This is a genomic window from Bacteroidales bacterium, assembly GCA_016709865.1.
In the GTDB taxonomy this organism is placed as follows: domain Bacteria; phylum Bacteroidota; class Bacteroidia; order Bacteroidales; family VadinHA17; genus LD21.
The window spans coordinates 23,741-38,168 of record JADJLX010000005.1 but is presented as its reverse complement, the minus strand read 5'-3'; the positions used below and the strand labels follow the sequence as shown (position 1 = coordinate 38,168).

Annotated in this window: 12 protein-coding genes; all 12 read left to right on the top strand. The window is 36.4% G+C overall.

The annotated features are described in order from the left end of the window. Positions 1-301 precede the first annotated feature (301 nt). The 12 genes from IPJ16_08870 (at position 302) to IPJ16_08815 (ending at position 14,407) form a co-directional block, all read left to right on the top strand. A complete protein-coding gene (locus tag IPJ16_08870) occupies positions 302-946 on the top strand; it encodes a hypothetical protein (GenBank protein MBK7627286.1) in 645 nt (214 codons plus the stop codon). Positions 947-1,583: 637 nt separating this feature from the next. Next, a complete protein-coding gene (locus IPJ16_08865) occupies positions 1,584-2,348 on the top strand; it encodes a hypothetical protein (GenBank protein ID MBK7627285.1) in 765 nt (254 codons plus the stop codon). Between the two features lie 316 nt (positions 2,349-2,664). Continuing rightward, on the top strand, positions 2,665-3,072 hold the full coding sequence (locus tag IPJ16_08860) for a hypothetical protein (GenBank protein ID MBK7627284.1): 408 nt from the start codon (positions 2,665-2,667) through the stop codon (positions 3,070-3,072). A gap of 717 nt (positions 3,073-3,789) precedes the next feature. Beyond that, positions 3,790-4,332 (top strand): hypothetical protein, encoded by a 543-nt coding sequence (locus tag IPJ16_08855; protein ID MBK7627283.1) that lies wholly within the window; start codon positions 3,790-3,792, stop codon positions 4,330-4,332. Positions 4,333-4,337: 5 nt separating this feature from the next. Beyond that, complete coding sequence (locus tag IPJ16_08850) at positions 4,338-5,366, top strand: helix-turn-helix transcriptional regulator (protein ID MBK7627282.1); 1,029 nt, start codon at positions 4,338-4,340, stop codon at positions 5,364-5,366. Positions 5,367-6,280: 914 nt separating this feature from the next. Then, a complete protein-coding gene (locus IPJ16_08845) occupies positions 6,281-7,471 on the top strand; it encodes an AhpC/TSA family protein (GenBank protein MBK7627281.1) in 1,191 nt (396 codons plus the stop codon). A 1,137-nt stretch (positions 7,472-8,608) separates the two neighbouring features. After that, positions 8,609-8,980 carry a hypothetical protein gene (locus IPJ16_08840; protein MBK7627280.1) on the top strand — a complete coding sequence of 124 codons (372 nt, stop codon included), beginning with the start codon at positions 8,609-8,611 and terminating at the stop codon, positions 8,978-8,980. A 665-nt stretch (positions 8,981-9,645) separates the two neighbouring features. Continuing rightward, on the top strand, positions 9,646-9,984 hold the full coding sequence (locus IPJ16_08835; protein ID MBK7627279.1) for a type II toxin-antitoxin system RelE/ParE family toxin: 339 nt from the start codon (positions 9,646-9,648) through the stop codon (positions 9,982-9,984). A gap of 10 nt (positions 9,985-9,994) precedes the next feature. Next, positions 9,995-10,318, top strand: a complete 324-nt coding sequence (locus tag IPJ16_08830) for a helix-turn-helix transcriptional regulator (GenBank protein MBK7627278.1) — start codon at positions 9,995-9,997, stop codon at positions 10,316-10,318. A gap of 1,685 nt (positions 10,319-12,003) precedes the next feature. Then, complete coding sequence (locus IPJ16_08825; GenBank protein ID MBK7627277.1) at positions 12,004-12,354, top strand: LytTR family transcriptional regulator DNA-binding domain-containing protein; 351 nt, start codon at positions 12,004-12,006, stop codon at positions 12,352-12,354. A gap of 209 nt (positions 12,355-12,563) precedes the next feature. Further along, positions 12,564-13,115: a hypothetical protein gene (locus IPJ16_08820; protein ID MBK7627276.1), complete on the top strand. Its 552-nt coding sequence runs from the start codon at positions 12,564-12,566 to the stop codon at positions 13,113-13,115. Further along, complete coding sequence (locus IPJ16_08815) at positions 13,106-14,407, top strand: fibronectin type III domain-containing protein (protein ID MBK7627275.1); 1,302 nt, start codon at positions 13,106-13,108, stop codon at positions 14,405-14,407. Before IPJ16_08820 ends, IPJ16_08815 begins: the two co-directional genes overlap by 10 nt. Positions 14,408-14,428 lie beyond the last annotated feature (21 nt).

Sequence of the window (14,428 nt, the reverse complement as noted above, 5' to 3'; positions counted from 1 at the left end):
TTTAAGCAACTAACTATAACCGAAAACGATGTTCGTTTATCGAGACAAATCCTGCTCTTTTGACTGGATTTAACATCTGGACAATTATATCATGACGAGTAAATCTTCACTCATCTGCCGGGATTGGTAACTTGGACAACTTTGTCTGGAGGGATAACCTACACCCATCTGCCGGGATTGGTAACTTGGACAACTTTGCCTGGAGGGATAACCTACACCCATCTGCCGGGATTCTGAAACTTGACAAATAAATTTTTATCAGTTTTCTCAATAAACAACTAATTGTTTCGTTTTAATTAAATTGAAAACAATTCACACAATATTATTTTTAGTAACTCTGCAATTCGTTGTGGGACAAAACATCACCCTTGCACAGGATTCTATTCGTATTCAGACTCAAGTAAAACAAAAATTTAAAGCAGACCCGCTTAAAGCAACCATGATGGCTGTCGTTTTCCCCGGACTTGGACAAATTTATAACAAGAAATATTGGAAAGTCCCAATAGTTTATGCAGGATTCGCAAGCTTAATCTATAGTGTGGGATTCAATTCTGCACAATACAATCAATATTTAAAAGCTCTTCAGGATTTTTCAGATAAAAACCCTCAAACAACAAGTTACCTTAAGCTAGGTAAGCTAAAAACTATTGATCCGAAAACATATGACCCAGTTTTATACCCTGATACTTATAGTCCCTCTCAGAAAGCATACTATGAAGAAGGTATGTTACGTGGCGTTGATGGTTATAAACGTTACCGCGACTTATCATATATAGGTATCGCAGGGTGGTATCTATTAACAATCCTGGACGCTAATGTAGATGCAAGTCTCACAAATTTTGATGTTAGTAAAAACCTCGACATTACGTTTTCTCCAATGCGACAATTATTACCCGATGGATTTACGGTGACTGGACTCAATATGCAACTATTAGTATTGTTTTAGTTTCAAATTAAAAACCTAATAAGAATTCGGCCTTTAATTTATAATACACTCCTCATTAAATATCTGATATCTTGCCAGTTTTAATGATACAACTAACTATAACACGGTCGGTTGGGGTAATAAACTTGTCACATTTTTTGCGCCATACCTTGACAATTTTTTCATGACGATTAATTCTCACTCATCTGCCAAATCCGTGCTTTCCGGCTCTGGACAAATCCGTAATGCAGGGACAAATTATCTTTCGCCGGGACTTGCAAAAATTGCGCCATGGTGACTTGCCCGCCGGGACAGTTTTTCGGCTAAAGTACCGGGACTCGTATCGGTGGACGGCGCCACCAACGCTTACTGCCTATACCAGCGGGTCGTTAGCACAAATATTTCAGTATGTGACGATTATGCCCGCGCACCATGTTTAAAATGTTTTATCTTGACAAGATAATTTCTGCTCTTTAATAGGACATGCCAGTCGCACAAAAGACAATTTGCCTGCCCGCCGTCAGTTATATAATTCTGTTAACAAAATAACAATTCTGCCTTTTACCAGGACTAGTCCCTCGCGCGACTAAAAACTTGTGCTAACTGATAAGAGCGAAGAATTGAGATGCTAAATGTTGAAATAGAGTATCTTTGAACCATGAAAATAGGAGGATTTAAAATTATGATGAATAAATTTTATTCGATTTTTCTAATAGGATTGTTTGTTTTTAGTTGCTCAAAAGATACTTGTAAGGATATAGACAGGGGCGTTTATATTTATCCTGAGAAACCAGATGGCATAACATTCCTTGAAGCCCTGGAATTCTATAAAATACCGAAAGATATTGTCGGATGTATTTATACGGATGAGTTATTTCAAACCTGCTTAACATATCCTGAAATAAGGATGATCTGGACACGGAATAGTTTACAACAAGGATTTGATTATGTCGAAGGGATCTGTAATGGTTTTGGAGAACTATTAAGACGAAGTGATGCCTATCCTGTAATTGTCAGCGCTTATAAAGAGTTAAATATTGAAGGGAACTGGGGTTCATGGACAGATTTGGAAATTGGCCATTATATAATTAATATAATCAATCATGAATTATTCCTTGCGCAAAATGAAATTCTTAAGAGCTTGACGAAAGCTCAAAAATTAGAGCTTTTCCAACTTGCCATTGATAATCAGAAACAAAAATTTGAATTACGAGTTGAGTACTATGGAGTTGCAGGAATGGAATCGTCTTTGGCAATTCTCTCAAGGATTATGTATAATGACCAATATCCTCCATTTATGGAAGAATACTCAAACAGAGAACTTCTCAGGGTCCAAGTAGATTTAATAAAAATACTTGATTCGGACTTGGTAGATATGATCACAAATTTATCAGAAGAATATTTAAAAACATTAAAAAACTAATAAGAGATTTAAAGAAAAAATTACTTGTGCTAACCCGGACGGTTGGGGTAATAAACTTGTCACAATTTTTGCTCCTAACCTTGACAATTTTATCTTGACCCTTAGCTTTTCGCTCATCTGCCAAATTCGTGTTTTCCGGCTCTGGACAAATCCGTTTATCGTGACAACTATATCGTTCGCCGGGACTGGCACCTTGGACAACTCTATCTTGACGATTTAAATACTGCATATCTGCCGGGACTGAAGAATAATACTCAAATTTATTACTGACTGGCTTGATTTTTGCTGTGAATAAATTAACACTAAAGTCTCCATCATGAAAAAACTATTTCTTCTTATTGTGTTGATCGCAGCCTTTATCTCCTGCGAACGGATAGGTGATCTTAAGTTTTCAGAAACGATTCCAGGAGGCTGTGCTCTAGATAAAGGAGACTCTTCTAAAGGAGCTCAGATTTTGGGAACTAATGGTGTAACATGTTCAATAGTAAACGAAAACCTTGAGATACTTACAGGTTTTAATGCCACATGTTGTGGAGAGTATTCAACATCCTCCGATATAAAAGGCGATAGTATTATAATTAAAATACTCAATACAAAAATTGGAAACTGTGATTGCATTTGTTACTATACTTATAATTTAAAATTTATCGGGACTGGAGAAAATTTTAAATACAGAGTCTCTGTAGATGATTACCTGACTTTTAAAGGAGCCGTTAATCCTTGACAGTTCCGTTGTTCCGTGACAGTTTTAAAATTGCAACTAACTATAACATCGCTGGTAGGTTTAATTGCCTTCGCCAGCCCGGACAAATCCTTCATAACCCCAAAGTCTATCACCGCAGGTTACACCCACTTATTATACTTTTTGCACCGGGAGCAATCCTGCATCCGTGACAAAGTCTATGGGGCTGTCGGCCGACGCGCTGTTGTCATGGTTTTTGCATCGCCATCTGCCAAATTCTGCACCGGGAGCAATCCGCGCCGTTTATCGGGACTCAGCCATCGTGACAATTTTATCATGACAGCCAACTTATCGCCACTTACCGGGACTGTGCAAAAACACATGCCAACCCTGACACGGTCGGCAACTAAATCTACCAGCGGGCCGTTAGCATTCAGGCCCGCTGCGCGCCTATCGGGACAATTACTCATACCGTGACAATTACGTAACCTGGACAGATGGCCCAAATGCTAACTGAAAAGGCGGGCTTTTACACGACAACCGGGATTCAAAAAACTTTGTAACTTTGATTAATAAAAGAATCTGTAAGCAAGTTACCGGTCATTTTTCCCAGAATTATACCTAATGTGCCAAAAAAATCTTACAAATAGCAATTTTTCAACCTTTTCTTATCCTTTATTCAATCCTCATCTGCACTAATATGATAAATTCTTCAAATAGCTTTGTAATCGTTATTATTACAAACCTAATTCAATCGTCATGATGACAACAATTAAAGGATTTTTTGTAGCGTTCATTTTTTTTCTGCTTAATGCAAATTTCATTATGGGCCAGACAAATAAACTATCTGGACAGACTGCACAAGAATTGACAAAACAAATGAAATTTCAAACAGAAATTATTCTTAATAATGAGACAGGTGTGCAAGAAAAGATTATTCCTCTGAAGGATAGCTTAAATTCCATTACCATTATGTCATACTCTTTAATTCAAACTGGAAGTCTAACCTTAGAAATTTTTGATCCTTCTGGAGAAAGACAAGTTAAATACTCAATAAAATGTCCCTCAAAAAATAATGCAAGAGTAAATAAATATAAAAATATTGATAACAATTTAAAGGGTCTTGATGAGAATAAAGCTGCCTCTGGTGATCTTATCAGGACAATTATAAATCCAATAAAAGGAGATTGGAAAGCGAAGATTTACTCAGATAATACTTCTGGAGTAATATATATTTTCTTGACAGACAAAATCGATAGTGCAAATAGTGCAAGAAAAGTCTATGTAAAAATTAAATTATGAGATTTATGTATAAACTTGCGCTTATTCTATTATTAGTCTCCTCTATTCTTCAAGAAATAAAAGCACAATCATCAATAGATGGACAAATTGTAATTGATACAACCATTTGGAAACCTATTGCTTACCTTTCAATTATCCCTGATATAGATAATATCAATACCATGGCATATGACATGATAATTGATCAATCCTTAATTGACAATTCAGGACGGTTCAGTTTCAAAACACAATACTTGCCAATAGAGGATAATCTCTTCCGAATTCATATTGCCAAAAAAAATGACCCCCCCACATCTTTAATTATAGGTGGCAGAGATGAGAATTACATATTAGTAATAGCTAATAACCAATCACATATAATTATAAAGGACTCGTGCAATTCGAAATTTCTAGCGGATGCTTCAGTTTATGGATATCTTCCAAACAAAATGATGCTGCAAGTAAACGAGATTGCTAGTTTTCTGGACACAGTAAATATAAACGGCTATGTGATAAAAAAAGAGTTAATTAAAAATGCTGTTTCTGAAAAACTTAGAAGTTTAGCAGATTCTTGTTCTAACCCAATTGTTTCTTTGTATGCATTATATAAAAGTAACTTCGAAAAAAATTATCCAATAAATCAACAGTTCTACAGAAACTTCTTATCAAAGTGGAGTAAAGAACGTTCTACCTATTTCATTGAATTTCGTAAGAGAATCCCTCAATCTCAAAATAACAGACACTGGATACCATTTCTTATTGGCGGGATATGTTTAGTTATGGGAGTTCTTTTGTCCATGATATATTTTAAACTTACTCAAAAGAATCAAAATTTACTTCGTGATTTAAGTATACAAGAAAGAAAAATTTTTGCTTTGATGATTGAGGGTAAATCCAATAAGGAAATCTCCGAAATCATCTCAATTGGTTTAAGTACAGTTAAATCGCATATTAATAGCATTTATTCAAAGCTTGGTATTAACTCCAGAAAGGATGTCTTGAACTTAAATCTTGATAAAAAAAACAAAGGCGACTTAGGATTCAATAATACTTGACAAATGACCCTAACATGGCCTGTTAACAAGATAACAATATCAAGACAATTCCTGCCTTTCAGCCACGACTGGGACTACCGTGACAAATTCGTTTCGTCATGACTGCTTTTTATAAAGTATCACTACCAAGACAAATCCTGCTTGTAGCCAGGACTTAAAATCATGACAAATCAGTTATCGTGACAAATTCTTTTCATCGGGACAGTTTTAATTCTGGCCCGTATGCTAACCCGGATGGTTGGGGTAATAAACTTGTCACATTTTTTGCGCCATACCTTGACAATTTTTTCATGACGATTAATTTCTCACTCATCTTCCAAATCCGTGCTTTCCGGCTCTGGACAAATCCGTATACTATGACAACTTCATCCTTCGCCGGTCCCGATAGCTATCGGGATGGCAAAAATTGCGCCATGGTGGCTTGTCCGCCGGGACTAATACTGCCTAAAGTACCAGTCCCGATAGCTATCGGGAACGTAACGGCGGACGGCGCCACCAACGTTTACTACCGCAACCGCCGAGCCGTTAGCACATATATTTGGTAACGTGTGACTTACCCCTCGCGCCGTATTTATAAAGTTTTATCATGACAATAGAAATTCAGCACTTTATCGGGACCTGCCCTCGCACGACGGACAGCAGGCCCTCGCTCCGTCACAAGAGAGCTCTGTTATTTAATTAACAATACTGCATTCTACCGGGACTCTCCCATCGCGCGACTAAAAATACATGTACTAACATCTTTTTAAAAATTTCAGCATAATGTGACATTTCCCGCCATATTAACGGGACTGCAAAAACCTTGACAGATTCAGAGTCCGAAACAATATCAGCTAATAGTATTAAAACATCGAAAAATCAAAAAATTTATATAGCTTACATCATTATTGTATCACCACTTAATTAAAATGTCTATGAAATTGTCTCATTCCACTATCTTGGGTATTCTCATCTTGATCAGTTCCTGCACTTCTCACTCAGACAAAGAATTCCAAAAATTTACCCTTCAGGGGCAAATTAGCGGTCAGGATACAGGCTCATTAGTTTTAACATATTGGTCAGATAATGCCAGAATTTATGATACCACCAGAATTAAAAATGGTAGATTTATTTTTACCGGAAAGATTGTTGAGCCAATTTCTGCTGTGATGAGTGGGAGAAACGATTCTGATAGAGTCTTTATATATATTGAACCGAATAAAATGAAGATTTCTGTATCAAAAGGCAATTTTGAAGAATGTATAATGACTGGTTCAAAGACACAAGATGATGCTGTTTTATTATCCAAAATGGAAAAACCAATTCATGAGAGGTTTGCGATGCTTAGGGATCAGAAGAATAAAATCAGTGAGAGCATTAAAAAAACATTGGAAGATTCCTCAAAAATGCTGTTTGAGAAGAAGGCAGAAGAAATAAATATGCAATGGACACAAAACAAAAAGAAATTAGATTCCATAAAGATTAAATTCGTAATTGATAATCCAAAATCGTTTCTTTCTGTAGCTCAATTAGAGATGTTAGGAAGTAACGAGGTTGTGTCACTTGACTCTACAAAATCAATCTTTAATGGATTAGACATTACACTCAAGGAAAGTAGTAATGGCAAAAATATTCTTGACGAAATCAGAAAAAAAGAAAATGTTCAAATTGGTGCAAAAGTTCCTGACATAAATATAAAAGACATAAATAATCAGACAATTACTTTTTCCCAATTTCGTGACAAAAATGTTGTATTGATTGATTTTTGGGCTAGCTGGTGTGTGCCATGTCGTGAAAGTTTTCCTCATTCGAGAGAAATTTATAGCCAATATCATCCACAGGGACTTGAGATTATTGCTATTGCTTGGTTAGATAAAAATAAAGAAACCTGGATAGAAGCGATAAATCAAGAAAAAATTGATAACTGGTATAATGCAACAACTATGTTTCGAAATGGGGAGATATATAATAAGGATATATCAGACAATTTTTCAGTGCCAGCAATTCCTTTTACGCTGATCATTGATAAAACTGGAAAGATTATTTATCGACACGTAGGACACTCAAAAGAAAGTGAAGCGACTCTTGACAAGTTTCTATCCCAGATATTTGAAAATTTAAATTAATACGCAGGCTAACAAGTATGGTAGGCTTAATTGTCTGAGGCAGCCGAGACACCTACGTAATCAGCGCCATAAAATATGATTTCAAATAACTAGATAATTTTTAGGCAGTAGACAGTTTCAAATTTAATACATGTGCTAACAAGCGGGTAGGCTTAATTACCTTCGCCAGCACGGACAAATCCTTCATAACCCCAACGTCTATCAACATTATTTACACCCACTAATTAAACCTTTACACCGGGAGCAATCCTGCATCCGTGACAAAGTCTATGGGGCTGTCGGCCGACGCGCTGTTGTCATGGTTTTTGCATCGCCATCTGCCAACTTCTGCACCAGGAGCAATTCTCGCCGTTTATCGGGACACAGCCATCGTGACCATTTTATCATGACAGCCAACTCATCGCCACTTATCGGGACTTAAAATCTTGACAAATTTCATTTATCGTGACAAATTTTTCATATCGGGACAGTTTTAATATAGGCCCGAATGCTAACCCGGACGGTTGGGGTAATAAACTTGTCACAATTTTTGCTCCTCACCGTGACAATTTCGCCATGACGATTAACTTCTCACTCATCTGCCAACTCTTTTCCGGCTCTGGACAAATCCATAATGCAGGCACAAATTATCTTTCGCCGGGACTTGCAAAAATTGCGCCATGGTGGCTTGCCGCCGGGACAGTTTATCAGCTAAAGTATAGCATGACACAACGGCAGGCTGCGCCACCAACGCTTACTGCCCATACCAGCGGGCCGTTATAGTGCATTTGCGAATCATGCCTGACCCCAAATTTACACTCCAAACGCACTATAACTCCAAATCCTATTTATAATTAAATTTGTATACCGTGACAAATCCTGCATCAAAGACAGTTACTCAAGACAGACAATCAAGACTATTGAGTAATGGTTTTTGCATCGCCGTCGTGACAGTTTTATCGTACCGTGACCACTTCTTATCATTTGCCGGGATTGGGTCATCTGGAGAATTTTATTCCAATGTAATAAATTTCTGGCCACCTATCAGGATTCAGTATCTTGACAAATTCACTTGGACAAGAGAGTATCTATCTGGACAATACATCAACTATGGCGTGATTTTTGTTGTTAAATTATTAACACAGAAACAATAAAACTATGAAAACCTATATCTATTTAACCTTTTTGCTCATTGCCTTAGCATCCTGCAGCAAAGATGAGGACCCTACTCTAGAAGTTACTCGCTCAGACTGGTATTTAGAAAGGACAAACAATGGTGGAGCTGTCCATTTAATTATCGAAGGTTCAACAACCGGAGACAAAGTTACGATCAAAACCTATGGAGATGGAGTACCTTCGGAAAGAAATATTGAACTGGATTCAGAAAATCATTTTAGTGACGATGTAGTGATTTCTTTTAGTGTATCCGCTGTTCCTTCCGAAGAGTTTGTTTCAAACACAGAATTAAAGATTTATAAAAAAACAAACATGATAACAGTTGCTCTGACAAGCAGCAAATTAAAATATTGAAAATCTAATCATTATTAGCTACAGCCAGATACCTATCACTATAATTTACACCCACTTATCAAGTTTTGTATACCGTGACTAATCCTGCTACCGTGACCAATCCTGAAATCGAGACCAATCCTGCTACCATGACAATTTCATCGCAGGTGGACAGTTTTAATTAATAAACGCACTATAACCCGGATGGTTGAGGTAATAAACTTGTCACAATTTTTGCCTGGTGACGTGAACGCCAGCCGAGCAAAAACTGCAAGTAATTTAGGGACCCGAACGCTTTTTTTTCTTTTGATCATTTTATCATCATGACAAATTTCTGCCCTTTTACAAATTTCTCATCCCTACGCTCGGTCGGCTGGCTTGTTTTATCTTGACGTGACAATTTTCACTCTTCTGCCGGGACGGGCAAAAATTGCGCCATGGTGGCTTGCCCGCCGGGACTAATCCGACCTAAAGTACCAAGACACGTAACGGCGGACGGCGCCACCAACGTTTACTACCGCAACCACCGAGCCGTTATATTTAAGCGGCGCTGCGCGAACCGGGACTAATTCGCCTTAAGATCAGGCTTTTACTCGTCGTGACAGATTCCGCCTAAACATAACCGAAGAGGATTTAAATTTTAAAATTAAGTTTCGTTGCAATGAAACATTTCGTATATTTGTGCCATGATTAAAGACAGATTTGAAATTGAGTTACTTGACGAAGCCCTAGAATTTCTCTGGAGCATTGATGAAAAAGCTCGTATCAAACTTTTTTTCATTATTGACAAATCAAAAAAATTCAATGACCCAGCAACTTTTAAAAAAATAGACAACGATATTTGGGAATTTAGAACTAAATATAAAAACTTACAACACAGACTTTTAGCCTTTTGGGATAAAAGAAACAATAGAAATACTCTTGTGGTTTGCACTCACGGTTTTATTAAGAAAACTGATAAGGTTCCAAAACAGGAGATTGAGAAAGCGAGAAATCTGATGAGAAAGTATTTTGAAACTTTTTAAAACAAAGATTATGGAAACGAAAATGAAAAAATATTCCTTCGATGAAATAAAAGATGAATTCCTTGGTAAAAAAGGTACAACCAAGAGAGACCAGTATGAATATGATTTACAGATGGATATTTTGGGAGAGCTTATCAAACAAACCAGGATTGATCGAAAATTAACCCAGGAGCAACTTGGAGATCTCATTGGTGTTCAAAAAGCTCAAATCTCAAGACTTGAGAATCATACTGGTAACGTGACACTTTCGACAATACTAAAAGTCTTTTCAGCACTTAAAGCAAAGATTAAAATGCAGGTTGAACTTGAGGATAATAGTATTGTTATTGCCTAATACGATTATTTCTGCTATCGGGACAGTTTTAATTCCCCGCCTAAACATAACCCGGATGGTAGGCTTAATTGCCTTTGGCAGCCCGGACCAATCCGTAATTGCCCCAATGTCTATCACCATAATTTTCACCCACTTATCAAGTTTTGCATACCGTGACAAATCTTGCTTCCGTGACAAAGTATATGGGGCTGCCGGCCCTCGCTTCTGTTGTCATGGTTTTTGCATCACCATCGTGACAAATTCGTAATACCGTGACAAATCCTGCTCACTTATCGGGACTCACTCATCTTGACAACTTTATCGTGACATCCAAATCCTGCCCATCTATCGGGACTATGCAAAAACTCATGCCAACCCCGACACAGACGGCAACTAATCCTAACCACCGAGCCGTTAGCTGCAAGGCAAATTTGCTCCAATCCCGCATTACACCTGGACCTCCGACGCGCGCGCAAGAGTTTTGAAGCCCTTCCCTGTAACCGTCCCTTCGCTTCAAAACACATGCTTTTAGCCCTCCCGCACTCCGCCATCGTGACAACCTTTCATACCATGAGAAACCCTGCCCACTTGCCGGGACTTTGGCATCTCGTGACAATTTAAGCATATCATGGCAGATCCTACTACCCACTTGCCAGGATTTGGCATCTCTTGACAGCTTTATCCTATCTTGACAAAACCAGCCCTCTTTCCCGAAATTTGGCAACCCTTGACAACTATTTTATACCGTGCTAATCCCTTCCCGGTTTATCGAGACCTTCATGTCTGTACAACTTGACGATGATTCAACATAGCCAGCATACATCCTATCTTCTTAGCTTACAACACTAAACAACCCATGCATTGGACGATTGAGAGGCTTAATATCCTCAAGGAATACCATGATTCTCTCCACTATATTATTTAGAATGAATATGTATTTCATGAAAAATTGAAAATAATTCATTTTCCCATGTCACAAAAAGGCATTTTTTGAGACGTAGCAATATAGAGTTTTAGCATTACAAAATGCTTAAATTATTTAGAATGAATATATATTATTCTTATGCTCAAAAATAACTCGAATTTTCATGTCACAAAATGACTGTTTTTGACACGTAGCAACAGAGATGAAATCTATAACGACAAAACAGACATTTTACATCACATATTTTATGCATAACAGCAAATACAACATTCGATGTTAGTTACTTCTTGGAGTTGCAATCCTAGAACATTAATACTAGACAGTTTTAAAACATTTAAAACACAATAAAAAAGCATATCAGCAAAAATATTGATCTTATATATTGCTGATGATTAAGTTTATATCGCTACTGTTTCGTCTTGTTAGTGCCATTTTTCCGATGGGACTGACGGGGCGAAAGCTTGCATAAATGTTACATTTTAGCGATGTTCGGCCAGTAAAGAATCTTTCTTGCATTAAATCCTACTCATCAGGTCAACAGGCTAAAGCAGTAATCGAAGTTACTGAATTACAATTACAAAAATCAACAAAATCCTTCTTTTAGCATACCAACTGGGCACAAACAAAACATTTACAGAAGCTTTATAAATAAATTCAATAATATATTTCAAATCAGCTCCCTATAAGACAGTTTTCCTTGATTTTATATTTAGTCTAATCCTGCTCTTGAAGCACTTTTTATAAATGTTTAAGTAGAAGTATTAATTATTAATCCGATTTTATGAACCAAAACTCCTTGCAAAACCAGAATTGTTTTGAAGTCACAACTTTAAGAGGTTCAAGATTTATTTACCTGAAAACAGTTGTTTATATAAAAGCAGAAAATAAATCAACTTTTATTCTTCTAAATACAAAGGAGCTCATAAAGACTTCACACTATTTAAAATGGTATCTTAAATTCTTGCCAGAACCAGTTTTTTATAGATGTCACAATTCTTACATCATTAATTGCAAATCTGTTGAATGTTTCTGTAATAAAGGAATAATTCTTAAAGATTTAAATCAGATTATACCATTATCTAGATTAAAGAAAAAGACTTTTAAAGATAATCTAATGCTTCTTGACATATAGGATATGTGCCATCCAGCTAAATTTCTTTATTTTCTAGAACTATGTATATTCCAAATATCCTATTTTTTTGCAAATGGAGCATGTTGTTATACAATTCATCGGTTCCATGTGCTATCCGTCTACTGCAGTATTGGTAAGTGAGTTGAAACTAATTAACATTGTTACAGATAGCTATAAAATTGTTTCAATGTCTAATTTAACTTACAAAAATGAAAAAGATTAAACTAATTATGCTTCTTCTGATTTCTTTCTCAATATCATGTGAGAAAGAGATTGAAACTAAAGGGACTGATCAACAACTTTTTTCTGGTGAAACAGAAATAAAATCTCACTCCTGGGGTGACTATACCCCTGAAAATCTTACAAAATTATACAATGAGGGATTAAAACAATTGGCTTTTGGTACTGCAAACGCGCTTCAGGATTTAGATTTTCGCATAATGCTGAAACAAGAGTTATTGAATAAAATTGATGGAGATTATGATGTCATTTTTAAAAACCTGAAAGAAAAAGAGATTAAAGGTGAAAAAATCTCTAAGAAAATTGCTAAAGGCATTAAATTACAAATGCCGGCTGAAGAGAAGCAAGAAAAACTTGAATCTTTTGGCTTGCTCTTTAAACAACTACAATTATCCATGCCTGTCAATATAGATAAGTGGGATGCTAATACTGACATCCCAATTGTAGCTTTCTTGAACAAACTAATAATGATGATAGTAATATCCTTACCACAATCAACGATAAAGGAGAAGTGGGGATAATTGATGGAAAAACCTTTCCTAAAGTACCGGTGATAGTAATCAATTTGAATGAAAGGTCCGACATAAATGGGGATATTGATCCACGTTATGACAAGAATACGAACCTTGATAATTCATTAAGTCAAACTATTACAAAACCTAAGAAAACTTCAAAGAGTTTAGACCCGTACGAAGTCTATCCTCCTGATGACGTCGCAGGTCAATACTTGAATAGCTATAATATGATATCATGGAGTTATCCAGCTGAGTATGGGTATAATGACTATATCCAGGTAGAAAAAGAAGTGTCAGGTTATTGGGAATTGGTATATGAGACTTTTGCTATTAATGGTTCTGATACATATTTTGATAATGACAGCATCGTGCCTGGTTATCAGTACATTTATCGCTTAAGGACAAAAAGGATTAATCCCGACTTTTCAGAAATGTATTCATATTACTCGCCTACAATAATTGTTGATGTAGTAAATGTTGGCCTTGCTGCACCTACAAACTCGACAATTAATGCTTATGGCCCAAATGAAATCCACCTAACCTGGGTATATCCTACAAATATTAATATTTCTGGTTTCAAGATTCAGGCAAGAAAAATGGGAAATGGGGATCTTCCTTTCGATATAGCAACTTTGGCAGCTGGGAGCCGAAGCTATACAGATTTTGCCACAAAAGAATTAGGAGCAAAATATCAATATAGTATCAGAGCTTATAATGGGAGTACAAATTCAGGACCGTTGGAAGATATTGTTTATAATCCATATCGTACATATACAGAACACTTGTACCTTACAAATATTTACTTCTATAATATAACTGAGTTTGAGTATTGGTATCTTGGAACTCCAGAAGTAAAAGTAAGCCTTGCACACTTACCTACTCCAAGTTCTACCCAACCAATTATAATTTATCGTGAAGAATTTATAACGGTATTTGAAGAAATTATTCCTAGAAGCTATGATTATCCTCAGGCTCAATACGGTTTTAATCTGGATGCATTAAGTGGTGGAAACTGGGATAATTATTTCTATCATCAGGTGCTTAGTTTTACTTTCATAGAATATCATGCACCAAATTGGCTTGAGGGCTGGAAAGGGCTAAGCTTTAGTACCAAAATTCCTATAAAGATTGGTACAGTTGACATTCAAGCTGCATCATCAATAGATTTGAATTTCAGTATCAGAAATAGGACTGAAAACCTAGGTTCAACCTATGTTGCTTATTGGTTTCCTGAGGATTATTCAGCCCAGGTATTGGACAATATAATTGTAACATTTTCTACACAACCACCATACTAATATTTAAATAATATCATAAGC

Bases quoted from the DNA above. Each gene is read 5' to 3' on its own strand.
- IPJ16_08840 (MBK7627280.1), top strand. From the start codon at position 8,609: ATGAAAACCTATATCTATTTAACCTTTTTGCTCATTGCCTTAGCATCC.
- IPJ16_08860 (MBK7627284.1), top strand. From the start codon at position 2,665: ATGAAAAAACTATTTCTTCTTATTGTGTTGATCGCAGCCTTTATCTCC.
- IPJ16_08830 (MBK7627278.1), top strand. From the start codon at position 9,995: ATGGAAACGAAAATGAAAAAATATTCCTTCGATGAAATAAAAGATGAA.
- IPJ16_08855 (MBK7627283.1), top strand. From the start codon at position 3,790: ATGATGACAACAATTAAAGGATTTTTTGTAGCGTTCATTTTTTTTCTG.
- IPJ16_08865 (MBK7627285.1), top strand. From the start codon at position 1,584: ATGAAAATAGGAGGATTTAAAATTATGATGAATAAATTTTATTCGATT.
- IPJ16_08845 (MBK7627281.1), top strand. From the start codon at position 6,281: ATGAAATTGTCTCATTCCACTATCTTGGGTATTCTCATCTTGATCAGT.
- IPJ16_08850 (MBK7627282.1), top strand. From the start codon at position 4,338: ATGTATAAACTTGCGCTTATTCTATTATTAGTCTCCTCTATTCTTCAA.
- IPJ16_08825 (MBK7627277.1), top strand. From the start codon at position 12,004: ATGAACCAAAACTCCTTGCAAAACCAGAATTGTTTTGAAGTCACAACT.
- IPJ16_08820 (MBK7627276.1), top strand. From the start codon at position 12,564: ATGAAAAAGATTAAACTAATTATGCTTCTTCTGATTTCTTTCTCAATA.
- IPJ16_08835 (MBK7627279.1), top strand. From the start codon at position 9,646: ATGATTAAAGACAGATTTGAAATTGAGTTACTTGACGAAGCCCTAGAA.